This is a genomic window from Streptomyces sp. DSM 42067, from assembly GCF_055792885.1.
In genome coordinates, this window is sequence record NZ_CM147706.1 from 1,882,215 (window position 1) to 1,901,078 (window position 18,864).

The following is an 18,864-nucleotide window of genomic DNA, read 5'->3' on the forward strand; positions in this document are numbered from 1 at the left end:
GGGGTGAACGGATCTCGGCCGGACGACCCGGAATCAGGCGGGGCCGTCGAGCCCAGACGCCTCTCCAGTCACAGAAGTCACAGCAGTCACATGAGCCCGGCCTGCGTGACGAACATCGCGAGAACCACGACCAGGGTCCAGCCCAGGATGTGTTCCAGGATCTTGGGTCCGTCGTCGGGGCCGCCGGTACGGGTGCGGGTCCGGGCGCGGCCGGCGGTGGCGGAGGTCGAGGTCATGGCATCTCGCTTGACGTCGTACGGCAGTGGACTCCCCCCACTGATCCGTCCACTTTGCCACCGAAAAGTCCTCCCCAAGGGCCCTCACGGCCGAGACATCGGTCACGCACGCCGAGACAGGTCCCGCACCAGCAGCCGTGGCGCTCAGCGCACGCCCACCGCGGCCAGTGCCCTCGCCTGCTGCGGGGTCAGCCGGGCAGGGAAGTACAGGTAGCAGACACCGCCGGTACCGGAGACCACCTTTCCGGTGGAGTTGTACCGCTTGGTCCTCAACCAGATCGTCTCCCACTCGCGCCTGTCGTAGACGCGCCGTACCGCCTCGTTGCCCGGCGACGCCGGGTCATTCGCGATCACGTCGCCGTCGGCGGTGAAGCCGATCACCGTCATCAGATGCCCCGACGTGCCGTAACCGGCCCCCGTGAGCTCCTCCTTGAGGAACGACTGCGAGGTGATCGCCGGGATCCCCGCGCCGATCAGCGTCTCCAGGTCGGTCAGCGAGCCGAGACGGGTGACGACGCCCTGCAGATCCTTGTACGTCGCCGCGTAGGCGGCGTTGAACGGCCAGTTGCCGCAGCCCTCGTACTGGTAGTCGTACGTGAATCGCGCCGCATGGCACACCTGCGGGTCGGCGTAGGAGGGGTCGACCCAGGCCAGGTCCTCGGCCGTCGGCTTCCGGCCCCAGTACTCGATGATCATCTGCGAGGAGGTGGGGCTGCACCACGCCTCGCCGCCGTTGTCGTACTCCGGGTACTGGCCGACGTGGATGTTCTGCGAGTAGCGCGGAACGGTCAGTTCCCTGGCGAGGCCCGGGGTGGACTCCGGGACCGCGAAGCGGTCAGGGATGTCGGAGCCCATCGCGCCGAGCCGCCACACCGTGGGCGTGGCCTTGCTGCCGGGCTTGCGGTACAGCGTGAGGCGCAGCCGGTACGAGACGAGGCGCAGCCCGGACTGCGGGGCGTCGATCGCGAAGGTGTCCGTCCAGATGCTGCTCTTGTCGTCGGTCTGGTCGTCTACCGAGGTGCGCTTGATGTCCTGGTCACCGGCGGCCCAGCGGCCCATCACGTACCAAGGGGTGTCCGTGCCGTCGGTGTAGGTGCCTTTCAGTTCGACCTGGAGCCAGGTGCCGGCCGGAGTGTGCGCGTTCCAGGACGCGATGGCCTCGGTCGAGGGCACGGAGAGACGGTGGACGGGCGAGGTCCACTCGGCGTACTCCCAGATCCCGGTGGTCCCGGTGTGCGGGTCCGTATAGTCGGTGGTGCCCGTGGCCCGGCCGATCACCACGCCGGGACGGACCCCCGCGACCACGCGGGTGCCGGCGAAGGTGCCGCTGCACCAGTCCGCGTACGAGGTCCAGGCGCGGTTGTCGACCAGGGATGCGGTGGCCGTGGCCTGCGCGGCACCGGCGGAGGCGGACGCGCTGCCGACGGCCGATGCGCTGCCTGTGCCCCCGGCCGCCGCGGCGGCGACGGCGGCGGCGGCGGCGAGCACGGTCCTACGGGACATCGAGTGGGATCTGGTCATGGACAGGGGCCCCCAGTGGACGGCGGATCCGGAAGAGGTAGGTCAGGTTCACGACACGACAGGTGGCCAACTATGGCGGGTGCCAAGCTCGTTCTGCCAGCACCTCGGAGGCCGCCACGCCCACCAATATTGGCCTTGACCTCTGAATATTCCGGCGCCTGCGCGCCCGTACGCTGGAGGCGATGACCATGCGATCGCCACTCCCCCTGCTCGCCCGCACCCTGCGGGCGCTGCCCCCTTCGTGCGGTCCCGTCCGGGTGGTCGGCGTGGACGGGCACGCGGGATCCGGTAAGTCCACGTTCGCCGCGCGGCTGTCCGAGGCGCTGGGCGGAGCCCCGGTGCTCCGCCTCGACGACATCGCGACACACGAAGAGCTGTTCAGCTGGACGGAGCGGCTGGGCGAGCAGGTGATCGAGCCGCTGTCGCGCGGCGAGACCGCGCGCTATCTCCCCTACGACTGGCACGCCCGCCGGTTCGGAGTCGCACGCGTCCTCGAGCCCGCTCCGGTGGTCCTGGTCGAGGGCGTCGGTGCGGGCCGCCGGGCACTGCGGCCGCGGCTGGCACTTCTGCTGTGGATGGAGCACCCGGCGGACGAGTCATGGGACAGAGGCCGCCGACGCGACGGTCCCGAGCAGAGTGAGTTCTGGGAAGGATGGGTTGCCGCCGAGCGGAAGCACTTCGCCGAAGACCCCTCCCGGCCCTTCGCCGACCTTCTGGTACGCCAGTGCCTGGAGGGATATGAGGTGCTGCCGGGACCCGCCCCGGCCGCGGAGACACCTCGCGCCGTCACGCTTCGTGATGACCCGTCTGCGGTGCGCTGAAGCCGCGGAGAACCGCTTCCTCGACTTTCGGAGAGTGTCCTCAACTCGGCTTGACCGACACGTCGTACAGGACTTACGTTCTTTGTGCAGCCTTCAGAGGCTGCACCACAGACGCGAAGCCCCCGGTTGTTCCCCCGTGATCGGGGGCTTCGTTCTGCCCTTTTCACCTTTCGGCGCCTGCGCGGCGCGGTGATTCGCTCACCCTCGGTCACCATTCGGGTGTGCGCCCTCTCTGCTCCCACCTGCCCGATCCCGCGTTGCGCCGCCCTTCGGCCGACGATCCCCCGCAGGTACGATGCCTCTCGGTGCGACCTTCGGACGGCTGCTCATCGCACCGGGTCAACTCCCGTCCACGGCAATGCGGTTCGACGAGGGCTGTCGGCGGGCACCGGCCCGGCGGCACCACGGGGGCACGGGCACGGTATGTGGGGGACGTGATGGACTTCGGCACGCAGGGGGCACCGGGACCGGCGGACCTCGCCTGGCTGCGCGGCGTCGATGCCTACACGATGGGCGCGTATCCGCAGGCGGAGGAGGAGTTCCGGGACGCCGTACGGATGGACCCGGGCATGGCCGACGGCTGGCTCGGACTGCATGCGCTGCGCATCGAGACGACGACGGCGCTGCTGCGGATGTTCCGGCACCGGGACCGCTTCGGCGAACAGCGCGCCAGGCACCGCCGGGCGCTCAACTCCTGGTACTGGCTGGGATGGTGGGTACAGCCCGTCCTGGAGTCCCCGCGCGACCTGCTGCTCGCGCACGCCTCGCACTGGCTCGACGGCCGCCATGTACCCGAGCTGGACCGGGCCCTGGCCGGGCTGCCGCCGGTCGACGCAGATCCGCAGGTACGGTTCCTGCACGCGTGCCGTGCCTATCTGGTCAAGGACTGGGACCAACTCGTCCGCCACACCGATCCGTTGATCGACGACCCCGTCCTGGGTATCGAGGCGGGCCTGTTCGCCGGCATGGCGCGGGTCCGCCTCGAGACGTACGCCCAGGCCGAACCGCTGCTGGCCGCCGCGCTGATGCGGTGTCGCAGCGAGCAGCCGCAGCGCAAGGAGCTGCGCTACTGGCTGGCGCGGGCGCACGAGGGCACGGGGCGCAGCGCGGCGGCGCTGCCGCTGTACCGGGCGGTGCACCGGGTCGACCCCGCATTCATGGACACCTCGGCGCGGCTCGCGGCGATAGCGGAGGGGGACGGCTACGACGAGACGGCCGACCTCGCGTCGATCACCCTCACCGGGATCGGTCAGGACACCGTGGACGGGCTCGACGGCACCGATCCGCTGGCCGGCACGGAAGGTCGCGACCTCAGGGTGGGCGAACCCGATCTGCCGCCGCCTGCCGGGGCGGTGCCGGCGCCCGGCACGGTGCAGGACGACACCGACGCGGTGCGCGAGAAGGCCGTGGTGCCGGTGCAGCCGGGGCCCCCGCAACTGCCGACCGGGCCCGCCGACGCCGCGCTGCTCGAGGAAGCCCTCGCCGAGCTGGAGCGCATGGTGGGGCTCGAGCCCGTGAAGCGCCAGGTGAAGGCACTCTCGGCCCAGTTGAACATGGCGCGGCTGCGTGCCGGACAGGGCCTGCCGGTCCAGCCGCCGAAACGGCACTTCGTCTTCTCGGGCCCCTCTGGCACCGGCAAGACCACGGTGGCCCGCATCTTAGGCAGGGTCTTCTACGCGCTCGGGCTGCTCGGCGGTGACCATCTGGTCGAGGCCCAGCGCGCCGATCTCGTCGGCGAATACCTGGGCCAGACCGCCGTCAAGGCCAACGAGCTGATCGACTCGGCGATCGGCGGCGTCCTCTTCGTCGACGAGGCGTACGCCCTGTCCAACTCGGGCTACGGCAAGGGCGACGCCTACGGCGACGAGGCCCTGCAGGTGCTCCTCAAGCGGGCGGAGGACAACCGCGACCACCTCGTCGTGATCCTCGCGGGCTATCCCGAGGGCATGGACCGTCTGCTCGCCGCCAATCCAGGGCTGAGCTCCCGCTTCACCACCCGCGTGGACTTCCCGTCGTACCGCCCGCTCGAACTGACATCGATCGGCGAGGTGCTGGCCGCCGAGAACGGCGACGCCTGGGACGAGGAGGCACTGGAGGAGCTGCGCTCCATCAGCGGCCATGTCGTCGACCAGGGCTGGATCGACGAGCTCGGCAACGGCCGCTTCCTGCGCACCCTCTACGAGAAGAGCTGCGCGTACCGGGATCTGCGGCTGTCGGGGTACGCGGCGACGCCTACCCGCGACGACCTGGCGACATTGCGGCTGCCGGATCTTATGCAGGCGTATGGGGAGGTTCTGTCGGGGCGGGGGCCCGGGGGGCCGACGGGCGTGTGAGCAGGTGGCCTGTTTGTGGGCAGTCGTTCCGCAGGGGCGGAACGGGTGGGCACAAACAGGCCACCGGCCGGCAGACGAGCACGTACGTCAGCCCGCCAGCGCCCCTTCAGGAGCCCCGGTCGTCCGCGGCTCCGTGACCCGGGGCGGCGCGGGCGCCGCCTCCGCGGCAGCCCGGTGTGCAGGATCCCGCACCTCGCCCACCAGCAACTCCAGTACGTCCTCGAGCGCCACGAGCCCCAGCACCCGCCCCGACGCGTCGGCGACCTGCGCAAGGTGCGTCGCGGCGCGCCGCATCAGGGTCAGCGCGTCGTCGAGCGGCAGCTCGGCCCGAAGCGTCGTCATGGGCCGCCAGATGTGCTGCGGCACGGCGCGGTCGCTGTCCTCCAGATCCAGTACGTCCTTCACGTGGAGGTAGCCCATGAAGGCGCCCCGCTCCGCGCACACCGGGAAACGGGAGTACCCGGTGGAGGCGGTGAGTGCGACGACCTGGCCGGGGGTGACCGAGGGTCCCACGGTCACCAGCGAGGCGCGGTCCAGCAGAACGTCCGTCACCGGGCGGGAGCCCAGCTCCAGGGCGTCCTCCAGGCGCTCCTGCTCCTCGGGGTCGAGCAGGCCGGCCTGGCCGGCGTCCTCCACGAGCCGGTTGAGCTGCTCGCTGGTGAAGACCGCCTCGACCTCGTCCTTGGGTTCGACCTGGAAGAGTTTGAGGACCAACCGTGCACAGGCTCCGAGACCCACGGTGACCGGCCGGCACAGCCGGGCGAAGGCGACCAGGCCGGGGCTCAGCCACAGCGCGGTCTTCTCGGGGGCCGCCATGGCGAGGTTCTTCGGGACCATCTCGCCGATGACGAGATGCAGGAAGACGACCACGGCGAGCGCGATCACATAGCCGAGCGGGTGGATCATGCCCTCGGGCAGATGAATCGCGTGGAAGGCCGGTTCCAGCAGATGCGCCACGGTGGGCTCGGCGACGGCGCCCAGCGTCAGCGAGCAGACGGTGATGCCGAACTGGGCGGCCGCCATCATCTGCGGCAGATTCTCCAGGCCGTAGAGGACCTGGCGGGCCCGTGCGGACCCAAGGGGCTCGATCTGGCTGCGGCGCACGGAGACCAGTGCGAACTCCGCGCCGACGAAGAAGCCGTTGGCGAGCACGAGCAGAACGGCGAAGAGCAGTTGGAGCAGGCTCATCGGACGGCCTCCACCGCGGGCTGCTCCACTGCCTCGGTGGCATCGGAGGTACCGTCGGCGTCCGCTGTCCGGACGATGCGGACCCGCTCCGCACGGTAGTGCCCGACCTGGCGCACCGACAGCCGCCAGCCCGGTAGTTCGGCGCGGTCGCCGGGCACGGGGATCCGGCCGAGCAGATCGGCGACGAGTCCGGCGACGGTCTCGTACGGGCCCTCCGGCACGTCGAGTCCTATGCGCCGCAGGGTGTCGACTCGGCAGCTGCCGTCGGCGTCCCAGGCGGGGCGGCCGTCCTCGGGCGGCGCGGCGGCGAGTTCGGGCAGGTCGTGTCCGTCGTGCTCGTCGCGCACCTCGCCGACGAGCTCCTCGATGATGTCCTCGAGCGTGACGACGCCGGCCGTGCCGCCGTACTCGTCGACGACTATGGCTATCGGCTGCTCACTGCGCAGACGTTCGAGCAGGGGTTGTACGGGCAGGGTCTCAGGGACGAGCAGCGGCGCCTGCGCGATGCTGACCACGGGCGTGCGCAGCCGGTCGGCGGAGGGCACGGCGAGGGCGTCCTTGAGGTGGACCATGCCGATGATCTCGTCGATGCGCTCCCGGTAGACGGGGAAGCGGGACAGGCCCGTGGCCCGGGTGAGGTTGACGACGTCCTGGGCGGTGGCGGAGGACTGCAGTGCACTGACCTTCACACGGGGCGTCATCACGTGCTGGGCGGTCAGGTCGGCGAGGGAGAGGGTGCGTACGAACAGGTCGGCGGTGTCCTGTTCGAGCGCGCCGGCCTGTGCGGAGTGCCGGGCGAGGGACACCAGTTCCTCCGGGGTGCGGGCGGAGGCCAGCTCGTCGGCGGGCTCGACGCCCAGGGCGCGTACGAGCCGGTTGGCGACCGCGTTCAGCCCGGCGATCACCGGCCTGAACAGTTGCGAGAAGACGTGCTGCGGGCCGGCGACGAACCGCGCGACCTGCAGGGGACGTGACACCGCCCAGTTCTTCGGCACGAGTTCGCCGATCACCATCTGCACGGCGGAGGCCAGCAGCATGCCGACGACCACGGACACACCGGAGACGGCGCCTTCGGGCACACCGACGGCCGTGAACGGGCCGGAGAGGAGCTCCGCCATGGCCGGTTCGGCGAGCATGCCGACGACCAGTGAGGTGATGGTGATGCCGAGCTGGGTGCCGGAGAGCTGGAAGGAGAGCTCCCGGAGGGCGTTCACGACGCTGCGGGCCCGTCGGTCGCCGGCGGCCGCTGCCTGCTCGGCGTCCGGCCGCTCGACGGTGACGAGGCCGAATTCGGCCGCGACGAAGAATCCGTTGGCGAGAATCAGGAGAAAGGCCGCCGCAAGGAGCAGCAGGGGGATGGTCATGCCACCGCCTCCGGACCGACGCGGAGGGGGTCCGCGGGGGGTCGGTAGGGGGCGGCGCAGGTACTACAGGACGAACCGTCCATCGCCGGAGAGGGTCACTCCTCTGATAGCAGGAGCCCCCCGCGCGGCCGGGCGGCCGACGGAGGGGCGAGGCGGCATGAGGCGCACCTCGTCAACAGATTAATCAAGACAAGCCCCGGAACGTCAGGGTGAACGCCCGAAGTCGGCACTGATGTTCCTCACGTCGGCTGTTCCCATGTCAGCCGGGGTGTGATTTGCGCCACTTGTCCGGATTGCGACTTCGAGCTGTTCGGCTACCGCTCGGGATTGCCGATGGCCCGCGTCTCCACGAGCGCGCGCAGGGCGCGGGCGTCACGGATCGCGTGCTCCTTGGCGATACCCGGCTGGATGCCGAGGGCCGGCAGGCTGGTGCCGTCGCTGAGGTCGATGAACACCCAGGGGTCGCCCACCCGGAGGTTGACGTGCAGGATCTCCGCCCAGTCGAGGCGCCGCCGGGTGACGATGTTGACGACGGTGACGCCGGACTCGTCGGCGACGACCTTGGGCCTGCTGAGCAGGACGAGGACACCGGAGAGCAGTGCGGCGATGAGGACGAAACTGAGCCGCTCCCCCGTGCCGAGCTTCGGCAGCATCACCGCGATCACCGTGATGACCACGAAGATCGCGACTGCGGCGGCCAGCAGGACGGCCCGGGTGCGGGACGGGCGGAAGGTGACGGGCAGCGCGGGCACGGCAGGCACATCTGGCATAGCCGACATATCCCGCATTTCTGTCATCGCTATCGAATCCTTCAGAGACGGCAGGCGTGGATGGCCGTCGTCAGAATGGCCCGCGCCCCGAGTGCGTACAGATCGTCCATGATCCGCTGCGCCTCCTTGGCGGGGACCATGGCGCGGACGGCGACCCAGCCCTCGTTGTGCAGCGGGGAGATCGTCGGCGACTCGAGACCGGGGGTGAGGGCTACGGCCTTCTCCAGGTGCTCGGCGCGGCAGTCGTAGTCCATCATCACGTACGTCCGTGCGACCAGGACGCCCTGGAGGCGGCGCAGGAACTGCTGGACCTTCGGGTCGTCGGCGTCCGCGCCGGTGCGGCGGATGACCACGGCCTCCGACTTCATGATCGGCTCACCGATCACGGTGAGGCCGGCGTTGCGCAGCGACGTCCCGGTCTCCACGACATCGGCGATGACCTGCGCGACGCCGAGCTCGATGGCCGTCTCGACGGCGCCGTCCAGGTGGACCACCGAGGCGTCCACGCCGTTGTCCGCGAGGTGCTTGGCTACGATGCCCTCGTACGAGGTGGCGATCGTCATGCCGCCCAGGTCCTCGACGCCCTTCGCCGTGCCCGGCTTGGTGGCGAAGCGGAAGGTGGAGCGGGCGAAGCCGAGCGGCAGGATCTCCTCGGCGTTGGCGCCGGAGTCGATCAGCAGGTCGCGGCCGGTGATGCCGATGTCGAGGCGGCCGGACGACACGTAGATCGCGATGTCGCGCGGGCGCAGATAGAAGAACTCGACCTCGTTGTCCGGGTCGACGATCACCAGCTCCTTGGATTCCCTGCGCTGCTGGTATCCGGCCTCATGCAGCATCTCCGCCGCAGGGCCGGACAGTGAACCCTTGTTGGGGACGGCGATGCGCAGCATGAGGTCGGATTCCTTTGGTGCGAAGGGGCGTTCGGTACGGAGCTGGGTGCGGGTCTGCTGGTTCTGCGTGTCTGCGGGCTACAGGTGGGCGTAGACGTCGTCGAGGGAGATGCCGCGGGCGACCATCATCACCTGCACGTGGTAGAGGAGCTGCGAGATCTCCTCGGCGGCCGCCTCCTTGCCCTCGTACTCGGCGGCCATCCACACTTCGGCGGCCTCCTCGACGACCTTCTTGCCGATGGCATGGACACCCTTGCCGACCAGCTCGGCGGTGCGGGACGTGGCGGGGTCGCCGTTTGCGGCCTTGTGCTGGAGCTCGGTGAAGAGCTCCTCGAACGTCTTCTTGGACATGGTGGTGCCTACTCTACGCGGCCGCCCGCTCCCGCTAGCGCCAGGGCTCGGAGACGGTACGCAGCGTCATCGCCGTGGCGACGGCCGCCGTGACCGCCTCGTGGCCCTTGTCCTCGTTGGAGCCCTCGAGGCCCGCGCGGTCGAGCGCCTGCTCCTCGGTGTCGCAGGTCAGCACGCCGAAGCCGACGGGCACGCCGGTGTCGATCGACACCTGCGTGAGGCCCTGGGTGACGCCCTGGCACACGTACTCGAAGTGCGGGGTGCCGCCGCGGATGACCACGCCGAGCGCGACGACCGCGTCGTAGCCACGGCCCGCGAGGACCTTGGCGACGACCGGAAGCTCGAAGCTGCCCGGCACGCGCAGCACGGTGGGCTCGTCGATGCCGAGCTCGTGCAGGGCGCGCAGGGCGCCGTCGACGAGTCCGTCCATGACCTTCTCGTGCCACTGGGCGGCGATGACCGCGACCCGCAGGTCGCTGCAGTTCTTCACGCTCAGTTCCGGTGCGCCCTTGCCGCTCACGCGCTGCTCCTCGTAGGTGTCGTAAGTGTCGATGTGGGTGTGACTCGGTGGTGCGGGATCACTGGCTGCCGCAGGGCGACGACGCCTTGGCGGCGTCGAGCCAGGGCAGGTCGTGGCCCATGCGGTCGCGCTTGGTGCGCAGATAGCGGAGGTTGTGCTCGCCGGCCTGGACGGGCATCGGCTCGCGGCCGGTGACCTTGAGCCCGTGGCGGACGAGCGCGTCGGTCTTGTCGGGGTTGTTGGTCATCAGCCGCAGGCCCCGTACACCGAGGTCCTCGAGGATCTGTGCGCTCGCGCCGTAGTCGCGGGCGTCCGCGGGGAGGCCCAGCTCCAGGTTGGCGTCGAGCGTGTCACGGCCGCGCTCCTGGAGTTCGTAGGCGCGCAGCTTGGACATCAGGCCGATGCCGCGGCCCTCGTGGCCGCGCAGATAGACGACGACACCGCGGCCTTCGTCGGTGATGCGCTGCATGGACGCCTGCAGCTGGGGGCCGCAGTCGCAGCGCAGCGAGTGGAAGACGTCGCCGGTGAGGCACTCGGAGTGGACGCGGACGAGGACGTTCTCGCCGTCGCCGATGTCACCGTGGACGAGGGCGATGTGTTCGACGCCGTCGACCGTGGAGCGGTAGCCGTACGCCGTGAAGTCGCCGTAGGCGGTGGGGAGCTGGACCTCCGCCTCGCGGCGGACGGTCGGCTCGGAGGAGCGGCGGTAGGCGATCAGGTCCTCGATGGAGATGATCGACAGGCCGTGCTTGCGGGCGAACGGGATCAGTTCGGGCAGGCGCAGCATGGTGCCGTCCTCACCCGCGATCTCGACGATCGCTCCGGCGGGGCGCAGTCCGGCGAGGCGCGCGAGGTCGACGGCCGCCTCGGTGTGGCCGTTGCGGACGAGGACGCCGCCCGGCTTGGCGCGCAGCGGGAAGACGTGCCCGGGGCGCACGAAGTCGGCGGGGCCGGCCTCGCCGCCCGCCAGCAGCTGGAGGGTGGTGGCGCGGTCCGCGGCGGAGATGCCGGTGGAGACGCCGTGCGCGGCGGACGCGTCGACGGAGACGGTGAAGGCCGTCCGCATCGACTCGGTGTTGTGCTGCACCATCTGCGGCAGCTCCAGGCGGTCCAGCTCATCGCCCTCCATGGGGGCGCAGATCAGGCCGCGGCACTCGCTCATCATGAACGCGACGATCTCGGGCGTGGCCTTCTCGGCCGCGATCACGAGGTCGCCCTCGTTCTCGCGGTCCTCGTCGTCCACGACGACGACCGGGCGGCCTGCCGCGATGTCCGCGATGGCCTGCTCGACCGGGTCGAGGGTGAAGTCCTCGACCTTGTCGGTTCCGTACCAGAGAGTCGATGTCATGCCGGAGCTCCTTCCGGGATGGGCCGGCCGGCCTGACGGGAGCGCAGCCACCAGTCGCGCATGCCCCACAGGACGAGGGCGCCGTAGACGATGTAGACGAAGCCGGAGAAGGCGAAGCCGTTGGCGAAGTTGAGCGGCACGCCCACGATGTCGACGAGCAGCCAGGCGAACCAGAACTCGACCATGCCGCGCGCCTGGGCGTACATGGCGACGATCGTGCCGACGAAGATGTACGCGTCGGGCCAGGGGTCCCACGACAGCGTCGGGAAGGCGGTGAACAGGCCGCCGACCGCGAGCGTGCCGAGGGCGGCGCCGCCGACCAGGTACCCGCGCTCGCGCCAGGTGGCGAACCGTACGGCGATCGAACCGTCCTGCGCCTGCTTACCGCGGTTCCACTGCAGCCAGCCGAACACGGCCACCACGATGACGACCAGCTGCTTGCCGGCGCTTCCCGAGAGGTGGGCGGTCGCGAAGGCCGCGAGGAGGATGACGCCGGACAGGAGCTGGGCGGGCCAGGTCCATATCGAGCGGCGCCAGCCGAGCGCCAGGGCGATCAGGCCGATGGTGTTGCCGATCATGTCGGACCACCGGATGTGCTGGCCGAGGACGGTGAACGCCTCGGAGTTCAGCCAGTTCACTGAGCGCTCTCCTTGCTCTCGGCGTTCTCGGCGTCCTTGGCGGCCAGCAGCCGCTCGACATACTTGGCGATGACGTCCACCTCGAGGTTGACGGGGTCGCCGGGCTGCTTGATGCCGAGCGTCGTCAGGGCGAGCGTGGTGGGGATGAGGCTGATGGTGAAGTAGTCGTGGCCCGCGTCGACGACGGTGAGGCTCACGCCGTCGACGGTGATGGAGCCCTTCTCGACGACGTACCGGGAGAGGTCGGCGGGCAGCGAGATCTTGATGATCTCCCAGTTGTCGGAGGGCTTGCGCTCGATGATCTCCCCCGTGCCGTCGACGTGGCCCTGCACGATGTGCCCGCCGAGGCGCGTGCCGACCGCGGTCGGCCGCTCCAGGTTGACCCGGGAGCCGACGGCGAGGGCACCGAGGCTGGACCGGTTCAGCGTCTCCGCCATCACGTCCGCGGTGAACTCGTCGCCCTCGTGCTCCACGACCGTCAGACAGACGCCGTTGACGGCGATGGAGTCGCCATGCTTGGCGCCTTCGGTGACGGCGGGGCCGCGCAGCCGGAAGCGGGAGGCGTCGCCGAGGTTCTCGACGGCGGTGATCTCTCCCAGCTCTTCGACGATTCCGGTGAACACGTTCAGTGCTCCTTCGTTGCGAGGGTGGCGGTGATGCGCAGATCGGGCCCGATACGCACGGTCTCGGTGACGTCGAGCCGCAACGCGTCGGTGATGGTGGTGATTCCGGCGGCGCCGAGGGCACCGGGGCCCGCGCCGAGCAGGACGGGTGCGAGATAGCCGATGACGCGGTCGACGGCGCCCGCGGCGACGAAGGCTCCGGCGAGGGTCGGGCCGCCTTCGAGCAGTACGGACCGGACGCCGCGCAGGTGCAGGTGCGTGAGCAGGTCGTGCACGCCGATGCGGCCGTCGTGCAGGGGCAGCCGGAGCAGTTCGACGCCCGGCAGATGGCGCGTGTCGGCGTCCTCGGCGACGACGACCAGCGTGGGCGCCGCGTCGTCGAGGACGCGGGCGGTCGGCAGGATCGTGGCGTGGGTGTCGAGGACGACGCGCAGCGGCTGTATGACGCCGTCGATGCCGCGGACCGCGAGGTGCGGGTCGTCGGTGCGGGCCGTGCCGGAGCCGACGACGACCGCGTCGCACTCGGCGCGCAGCCGGTGCACGTCGGCGCGGGACTCGGCGGAGGTGATCCAGCGGCTGGTGCCGTCGGCGGCGGCGATCCGGCCGTCGAGCGTCGCCGCGTACTTCCAGGTGACATGGGGACGGCCGAGGCGTACGGAGGTGAGCCAGGCGATGTTGCCCGCCTCGGCCTCATCGGCGAGGAGGCCGCCTTCGACGTCGATGCCGGCGCGGCGCAGGGTCTCCGCGCCGCCCGTCGCCGAGGGGTTGGGGTCGCCGACCGCGTAGACGACCCGGGCGATCCCGGCGTCGATGAGGGCCTGGGCGCAGGGGCCCGTACGACCGGTGTGGTTGCAGGGTTCGAGGGTGACCAGGGCGGTGCCGCCGCGGGCCCTGTCCCCGGCCGCGCGCAGGGCGTGGACCTCGGCGTGCGGGCCGCCGGCGCGCTGGTGGAAGCCCTCGCCGACGGTCTCGCCCGAGGCGTCGAGGATGACGCAGCCGACGACCGGGTTGGGGCTGGTCGAGCCGAGTCCGCGCGCGGCGAGCGCGATGGCGCGACGCATCGCTGCTGCTTCGGCTGCTCCGGTGGCCACCGGGTCCTCCTGCCTCTTCGGGCACGGACTCCGGGGCTGTCGATGACGACAGAATGTACGAGCGGGACTCCACGGGTAACGCCGGACGGCGGCCGTCCTCGGTGGACGGACCGACGGCGGCGTACACATGAGTGTCCGCCCGCCGCGCACTGCCTCCCATCCGGACTTTAACCGTCGGTCCAGGAATTTCACCTGGTCAACCGGCCACTGGATGCGGCCGGGTCGCGGACTGTAACCGCCGGTTCGGACTTTCACCGACCCCGGAGTGCGCTGCTTCTGGTACAGGGACAGTGTGCCACGCCTGATCGCGTGCCATGCGGGCGATTCCTGTGGGCCTGCTCACAGCACCCCATCGCTCTACTCGCTGCACCCCATCGATGGACTTGCCCGGCGGTGTGTCCTGAGCAACTGCCCGGCACCTTGCGGCAGATGCATCCAGTCCCGGCGCTCTGGCACCCTGGGCACGTGACGCCAGGGGTGAGTTCGTGCTTTCACGCCTGCGGTGCGAACAGTGGGAAGAGTTCGTCCTGTGCCGCGTCGCGGGCCGTGAAGAGCGCGCCACGCAGGACCGCCCCGCCACCCAGTGCGCCGGCCCGTACCTCTGTGTGGAGCGGCGACATCGTGGTCAGGCGGTCCTGTACCAGTGAGGCCAGGGCCGCCCCGCCCGCCTGTCCGATCTCGCCGCCGAGGACGACGCATCCGGGGTCGAGTACGGCCGTCACCGACGCCACCCCGATGGCGAGCCGGTCGGCGAGGGCATTGAGAAAGGCCGCAGCGGCGCGGGCGTCCGTGGCATCGCGGTCAGGGGCCGTGTCTGGGGCCGATCCGGCGCGTGCCTCGCTCCCTTCGGCCGGCGTGCCGCCCATCGCCGCCACCGCTGCCCGCACGACCGTCGCGGCCGGCGGCTCGTGCGAGTGGGGCTCGGCGGGTGGCACCAGGCCGTGCCGCGCGGCGAGTTCGGTGATCGCCGCCGCACCGGCCAGCGAGTGGAAGCCACCCTCGCACCCGGTCGCCGACGGGAGCCCGTCCGTGCCGGGGACCGGCAGGAAGCCGATCTCGCCGGTGCCGCCCGAGGCCCCCCGGCGCAGGGCGCCGTCGAGCACGACGGCGGCCCCGACGCCATGGCCGAGCCACAGCAGGACGAAGGTGTCGCGGTCGACGGCGACACCGTCGCGCTGTTCGGCGAGGGCGGCGAGGTTGGTCTCGTTCTCGACGAGCACACGTGCCGCGAGCCGTTCCTGGAGGGCGCCGGCCAGGCGCCGGTGCCAGGCGGGCAGCCCACTGGAGTCGCGGAGTTCGCCGGTCGCCGGGTCGATCAGCCCGGGCGCGCCGACACCGACGCTGTGCAGCCGCTCCGCGCCGGCCTCCTTGGCGGTGCGCTCGACGAGGGCGACGGCCTGCTCGACGGCAGGCCCGGTGCCGGTGTCCCCGCCGATCGGTACGGACGCCTCGGAGAGCACCGTGCCGAGCAGGTCGGCGACGACGACGGTGAGGCCGTCGGTGCGTACGTCGAGGGCGGCGAGATGCGCGCGGTCGGCGACGATCCCGTAGAGGCGAGCGTTCGGCCCCCTGCGCTCCGCGCCCGCCTCGCCGACCACCGTGATCAGTCCGGCGCTCTGGAGCCGCTCGACGAGGTCGGCGACGGTGGGCCTGGACAGCCCGGTCAGCTGTTTCAACTGGCCTGCCGTCAGGGGTCCTTGCCGCTGCAGCAGTCGGAGGGCGAGCCGGTCGTTGATGGCCCGGGCAGTGCTCGGTGATGCGGGCATGCCGGGATCCTTCCAGATCACTGTTGCCTGTGGCGGGGCATGAGGCTTCCCCTCCCCGCAATTATCAGGCAGGGTCCCTGATAGTTCTGCTAGCTTACGGCGCGCGAGGCAGCGGCCCGAAACGGGAATCGGGACATCAGGGCATCGGGGAGGAACCACCGCATGAGTGAAGTGGTCTACGACAAACGCGAAGTGAGTCGCGCCCGGTACGCCGTGGCCGCCGTCTTCGCCGTGCACGGCGCGGTCACCGGCTCTTTCGCGACCCGTGTGCCGTGGATCCAGGACCATGCGTCGGTGAGCGCGGGCCAGCTCGGCGTTGCCCTCGCCTTCCCCGCATTCGGCGCCGCCGTGGCGATGCCCGTGGCCGGCTGGGTGAGCCACCGCTTCGGCGCCCGTACCGCGCTGCGCGGCCTGCTCGCCCTCTGGACGCTCGCGCTCGTGCTGCCCTCGCTCGCGCCCAACCTGGTCGCGCTGTGTGTGGCGCTCTTCGTGTACGGCGCGACGGCCGGCATGGCGGATGTCGCGATGAACGCGCTGGGCGTCGAGATCGAGAACCGGCTCGGCAAGTCGATCATGTCCGGGCTGCACGGCATGTGGAGCGCGGGCGCCCTGATCGGCTCCGCGGCGGGCACGCTCGCCGCCCACCTGGGCTCCGACGCCCGCCTCCACCACCTGCTGGCCGCGGCGGTCCTCACGGTCGCGGGGCTGACCGCGTGCCAGGGCGTACTGGACCTGCGGCCCAGCGACGACGAGGAGCCGCCGCCGCGGTTCGCCCTGCCGCCGAGGTCGGCGCTGCTGATCGGCGCGGTCGGGTTCTGCGCGGTGTTCGCGGAGGGCGCGAGCCTCGACTGGTCCGCGGTCTATCTGCGCGACGTCCTCGACACGTCGGCGGGCCTGGCGGCCGCGTCCACCACGGGCTTCACGCTCACCATGGCGATCGCCCGGATCGCGGGCGACGCGGTGGTGGACCGGTTCGGCGCCGTACGCACCGTGCGCGTGGGCGGGGTGCTGGCCACACTCGGCGGTCTGCTCGTCGTGACCGCCTCACACCCCGCTGCGGCGATGGCCGGGTTCGCGCTGCTGGGCCTCGGCATCGCGGTCGTCGTACCGCTGGCCTTCGCCGCGGCCGGGCGCAGCGGGCCCAATCCGAGCCAGGCCATCGCGGGCGTCGCCACCATCACGTACACCTCGGGTCTGATCGCGCCCTCGGCGATCGGCTCGCTCGCCCAGGCGACCAGCCTGATCGTGTCCTTCGGGCTGGTGACGGTGCTGGCGTTCGGCCTGGTCGTCTTCGCGGGCGTGCTGCGCACGGGAGGCAGGGAGAGTGCCCGGGCCGGTGCACCGACGAGCGCGACGACGGCCGATCCGCGACCCTGAGCGGACGCGGCCGCGTCGCCTTGGACGGCCGCTCCGCCACTTGCCGACGACCCGACGAGAGGCTGTCGTGGCCGCGCACGGTGGGGCTCGGCGCCCAGCACGTGGTCTCCATGTTCGGCGCGTCCTTCGTGGCTCGGAACTAACATCACCGGCATTGCATAACCCCGCTCCGATCCGCCTCCGCCCCACCGTTCCGGCTCCCTCCTCCCGCGTCGCGGCCCCCGTCGAGCCCCAGCCTCCCGAGCAACGCCCCAAGCGAGGCGTCATCTACGTCCGGGTCTCTCATGAGCGGCCGGACATGATCAACCCGGAACTCCAGGTGGAGCACGCCCATAAGCCGGCGGAACGCGAGGGCATCGAGGTCGTACCCGATCCGGTCGTCGGCATCGGCAAGTCCGGCCGTGCCTTCGACAACCGCAGCATCGCCGAGATCATCGCGCTGGCCCGTGGGCGTGAGTTCGATGTACTGATCCTCTGGATCTGGTCCCGGTTCGTCTCATGACCGCCTACTCGGGGCACCTGCAGCAGTGGCTCGACGACGGCGACCTGGAGCTGACGCTGCTGTACAACCTGGACAGCACGCCCTCACTCAACGCCCACCCACTGGTGCGCGAGCGGCTGTGGGCGGTCACCCCCCGGTCGGCCGGCCTCCCCGCCGACCATCCCGTTCCGTTCACGGAGGCGGCGAAGCACCCGCTCGTCATGCCCGCCTCGGGGCATGCACTGCGGCGGCTGATCGACGCGGCGGCGGGGCGATCCGGGGCCGCCATGGACGTCATCGTGCAGACCAACTCGATGCGCGTGCAGAAGCAACTCGTCCAGGCAGGGCACGGCTGGACCGTCCTGCCCGGCGTGGGCATCGCCGACGATGTCGCGCGAGGCACGCTGAGCGCCGCGCCGCTGAGCGAGCCCAACGTGTGGCGCTCGGTCGTTCTCGGCACACCGCGCTCCGGGCGTACACCTCCCGCCGTGGAGGTCGTCGCACGCGAGCTGGTCCGCCAGATCAACTCCGCGGTGGCTCAGGGCAGATGGCCCTCGTCCCAGGTCCAGGGAGACGACACCCACACCGAGGGTGAGTGACTCGCCCGCCGCAACGCCCAAGAACGACGTCCAACACCGACACCCGAGAACACCGCCCTAGAAACCTGTGGGAACACCCATGACTAACACCGGTCACCAGCTCGACGCCGTCGCCCGTGCCCAGGACGGCACGGCGCTGGCCTGCCAGCAGCGGGGAGACGGGTATCCGCTGATCCTCCTTGCCGGACAGGCGAACAACCATCACTGGTGGGACCACATACGAGAGGACTTCCACGCCACGCACTCCACCATCACCCTCGACTACCGGGGCACCGGCGCCAGCGACAAACCCCAAGCGCCCTATTCGACACAGCAGTTCGCGGAGGACGTGATCGTCGTCCTCGACCACCTGGGCATCGAGCACGCCGATGTCTACGGAACGTCCATGGGCGGCCGGGTCGCTCAGTGGATCGCCGCCCGCCAGCCGGACCGGGTCCGACGCCTCGTCCTGGGCTGCACCTCCCCCGGCGGACCGCACGCCGTGGAGCGCGACGCCTCGGTACGGCGCGCCTTGGCGCAGGCCGACCCGGATGCCGCCCGCGAGGCGCTGATCGACCTGATGTACTCCCCCGACTGGCTCGCCGCCCACCCCGGCCCCTACACCACGCTCGGCGACCCCAACATGCCCCCGCACGCCCGCCGCGGCCACCTGCTCGCCAGCAACGGGCACGACGCCTGGGACGCCCTTCCCCTCATCACCGCGCCCACGCTGATCCTGCACGGCGACCAGGACCGGCTCACCCCGCCGGACAACCTCCCGCTGCTCGGCGCCCGCATCCCCGACACCCGCACCCACGTGTTCCCCGGCGCCCGGCACGCGTACTTCGAGGAATGCCGCACCGAGGCCACTGCTCTCGTCGCGGCGTTCCTCAACGAGGACTCGTAGCCGACCCCAGATCGCAGGGCTGCAACCGCTCGACATGCGCGCGACGTATACGGGCATCACG

19 protein-coding genes and 1 riboswitch are annotated in these 18,864 nt (G+C 70.9%); of the genes, 6 read left to right on the forward strand and 13 right to left on the reverse strand.

The window, feature by feature from the left end; all coding sequences use genetic code 11:
* Nucleotides 1–86: 86 nt before the first annotated feature.
* Nucleotides 87–236, reverse strand: coding sequence for an SCO1431 family membrane protein (locus tag ACSMXV_RS08955; RefSeq protein ID WP_473177166.1), 150 nt, complete (start codon nt 234–236; stop codon nt 87–89).
* 144 nt (nt 237–380) lie between these two features.
* Complete coding sequence (locus tag ACSMXV_RS08960; RefSeq protein WP_473177167.1) at nt 381–1,757, reverse strand: peptidase C39 family protein; 1,377 nt, start codon at nt 1,755–1,757, stop codon at nt 381–383.
* Nucleotides 1,758–1,939: 182 nt separating this feature from the next.
* On the opposite strand from ACSMXV_RS08960, the gene ACSMXV_RS08965 reads away from it, so the two are divergent.
* Together ACSMXV_RS08965 and ACSMXV_RS08970 are read left to right on the forward strand one after the other, a co-directional pair.
* Nucleotides 1,940–2,578: a uridine kinase family protein gene (locus ACSMXV_RS08965; protein ID WP_473177168.1), complete on the forward strand. Its 639-nt coding sequence runs from the start codon at nt 1,940–1,942 to the stop codon at nt 2,576–2,578.
* Nucleotides 2,579–3,015: 437 nt separating this feature from the next.
* Entirely contained in the window at nt 3,016–4,911 is a 1,896-nt protein-coding gene (locus ACSMXV_RS08970; RefSeq protein WP_473177169.1) for an AAA family ATPase, read from the forward strand.
* A gap of 87 nt (nt 4,912–4,998) precedes the next feature.
* On the opposite strand, the gene ACSMXV_RS08975 is transcribed toward ACSMXV_RS08970, so the two are convergent.
* From ACSMXV_RS08975 to ACSMXV_RS09025, 11 genes are all read right to left on the reverse strand, one after another.
* A complete protein-coding gene (locus tag ACSMXV_RS08975) occupies nt 4,999–6,099 on the reverse strand; it encodes a hemolysin family protein (RefSeq protein ID WP_473177170.1) in 1,101 nt (366 codons plus the stop codon).
* Entirely contained in the window at nt 6,096–7,463 is a 1,368-nt protein-coding gene (locus ACSMXV_RS08980) for a hemolysin family protein (RefSeq protein WP_473177171.1), read from the reverse strand. The genes ACSMXV_RS08975 and ACSMXV_RS08980 overlap by 4 nt, the downstream gene beginning before the upstream one ends.
* Nucleotides 7,464–7,777: 314 nt before the next feature.
* Nucleotides 7,778–8,233: a PH domain-containing protein gene (locus tag ACSMXV_RS08985; protein ID WP_473177172.1), complete on the reverse strand. Its 456-nt coding sequence runs from the start codon at nt 8,231–8,233 to the stop codon at nt 7,778–7,780.
* Nucleotides 8,234–8,274: 41 nt separating this feature from the next.
* Nucleotides 8,275–9,123, reverse strand: coding sequence for an ATP phosphoribosyltransferase (gene hisG, locus ACSMXV_RS08990; RefSeq protein ID WP_181657152.1), 849 nt, complete (start codon nt 9,121–9,123; stop codon nt 8,275–8,277).
* Nucleotides 9,124–9,201: 78 nt separating this feature from the next.
* The gene (locus ACSMXV_RS08995; protein ID WP_031486114.1) at nt 9,202–9,474 is read right to left on the reverse strand and encodes a phosphoribosyl-ATP diphosphatase; all 273 of its coding nucleotides are present in this window, start codon (nt 9,472–9,474) and stop codon (nt 9,202–9,204) included.
* 34 nt (nt 9,475–9,508) lie between these two features.
* The gene (gene ribH, locus ACSMXV_RS09000; RefSeq protein ID WP_473177173.1) at nt 9,509–9,994 is read right to left on the reverse strand and encodes a 6,7-dimethyl-8-ribityllumazine synthase; all 486 of its coding nucleotides are present in this window, start codon (nt 9,992–9,994) and stop codon (nt 9,509–9,511) included.
* Between the two features lie 58 nt (nt 9,995–10,052).
* Nucleotides 10,053–11,342, reverse strand: coding sequence for a bifunctional 3,4-dihydroxy-2-butanone-4-phosphate synthase/GTP cyclohydrolase II (locus tag ACSMXV_RS09005; RefSeq protein WP_473177174.1), 1,290 nt, complete (start codon nt 11,340–11,342; stop codon nt 10,053–10,055).
* Nucleotides 11,339–11,980 carry a nicotinamide mononucleotide transporter family protein gene (locus tag ACSMXV_RS09010; RefSeq protein WP_473177175.1) on the reverse strand — a complete coding sequence of 214 codons (642 nt, stop codon included), beginning with the start codon at nt 11,978–11,980 and terminating at the stop codon, nt 11,339–11,341. The genes ACSMXV_RS09005 and ACSMXV_RS09010 overlap by 4 nt, the downstream gene beginning before the upstream one ends.
* Nucleotides 11,977–12,603: a riboflavin synthase gene (locus tag ACSMXV_RS09015; RefSeq protein ID WP_473177176.1), complete on the reverse strand. Its 627-nt coding sequence runs from the start codon at nt 12,601–12,603 to the stop codon at nt 11,977–11,979. Before ACSMXV_RS09015 ends, ACSMXV_RS09010 begins: the two co-directional genes overlap by 4 nt.
* 2 nt (nt 12,604–12,605) lie before the next feature.
* Nucleotides 12,606–13,664 (reverse strand): bifunctional diaminohydroxyphosphoribosylaminopyrimidine deaminase/5-amino-6-(5-phosphoribosylamino)uracil reductase RibD, encoded by a 1,059-nt coding sequence (gene ribD, locus ACSMXV_RS09020; protein WP_473178866.1) that lies wholly within the window; start codon nt 13,662–13,664, stop codon nt 12,606–12,608.
* A 172-nt stretch (nt 13,665–13,836) separates the two neighbouring features.
* A riboswitch (FMN riboswitch) is annotated at nt 13,837–13,967 on the reverse strand.
* A gap of 218 nt (nt 13,968–14,185) precedes the next feature.
* A complete protein-coding gene (locus ACSMXV_RS09025) occupies nt 14,186–15,460 on the reverse strand; it encodes an ROK family transcriptional regulator (protein WP_473177177.1) in 1,275 nt (424 codons plus the stop codon).
* Between the two features lie 162 nt (nt 15,461–15,622).
* On the opposite strand from ACSMXV_RS09025, the gene ACSMXV_RS09030 reads away from it, so the two are divergent.
* The 4 genes from ACSMXV_RS09030 to ACSMXV_RS09045 all read left to right on the forward strand — a co-directional run bounded on the left by ACSMXV_RS09030 (nt 15,623) and on the right by ACSMXV_RS09045 (nt 18,803).
* Nucleotides 15,623–16,837: an MFS transporter gene (locus tag ACSMXV_RS09030; protein ID WP_473177178.1), complete on the forward strand. Its 1,215-nt coding sequence runs from the start codon at nt 15,623–15,625 to the stop codon at nt 16,835–16,837.
* 154 nt (nt 16,838–16,991) lie between these two features.
* Complete coding sequence (locus ACSMXV_RS09035; protein ID WP_473177179.1) at nt 16,992–17,339, forward strand: recombinase family protein; 348 nt, start codon at nt 16,992–16,994, stop codon at nt 17,337–17,339.
* The gene (locus tag ACSMXV_RS09040; protein WP_473177180.1) at nt 17,336–17,917 is read left to right on the forward strand and encodes a LysR substrate-binding domain-containing protein; all 582 of its coding nucleotides are present in this window, start codon (nt 17,336–17,338) and stop codon (nt 17,915–17,917) included. The genes ACSMXV_RS09035 and ACSMXV_RS09040 overlap by 4 nt, the downstream gene beginning before the upstream one ends.
* A 79-nt stretch (nt 17,918–17,996) precedes the next feature.
* Nucleotides 17,997–18,803: an alpha/beta fold hydrolase gene (locus tag ACSMXV_RS09045; RefSeq protein ID WP_473177181.1), complete on the forward strand. Its 807-nt coding sequence runs from the start codon at nt 17,997–17,999 to the stop codon at nt 18,801–18,803.
* Nucleotides 18,804–18,864: the final 61 nt, after the last annotated feature.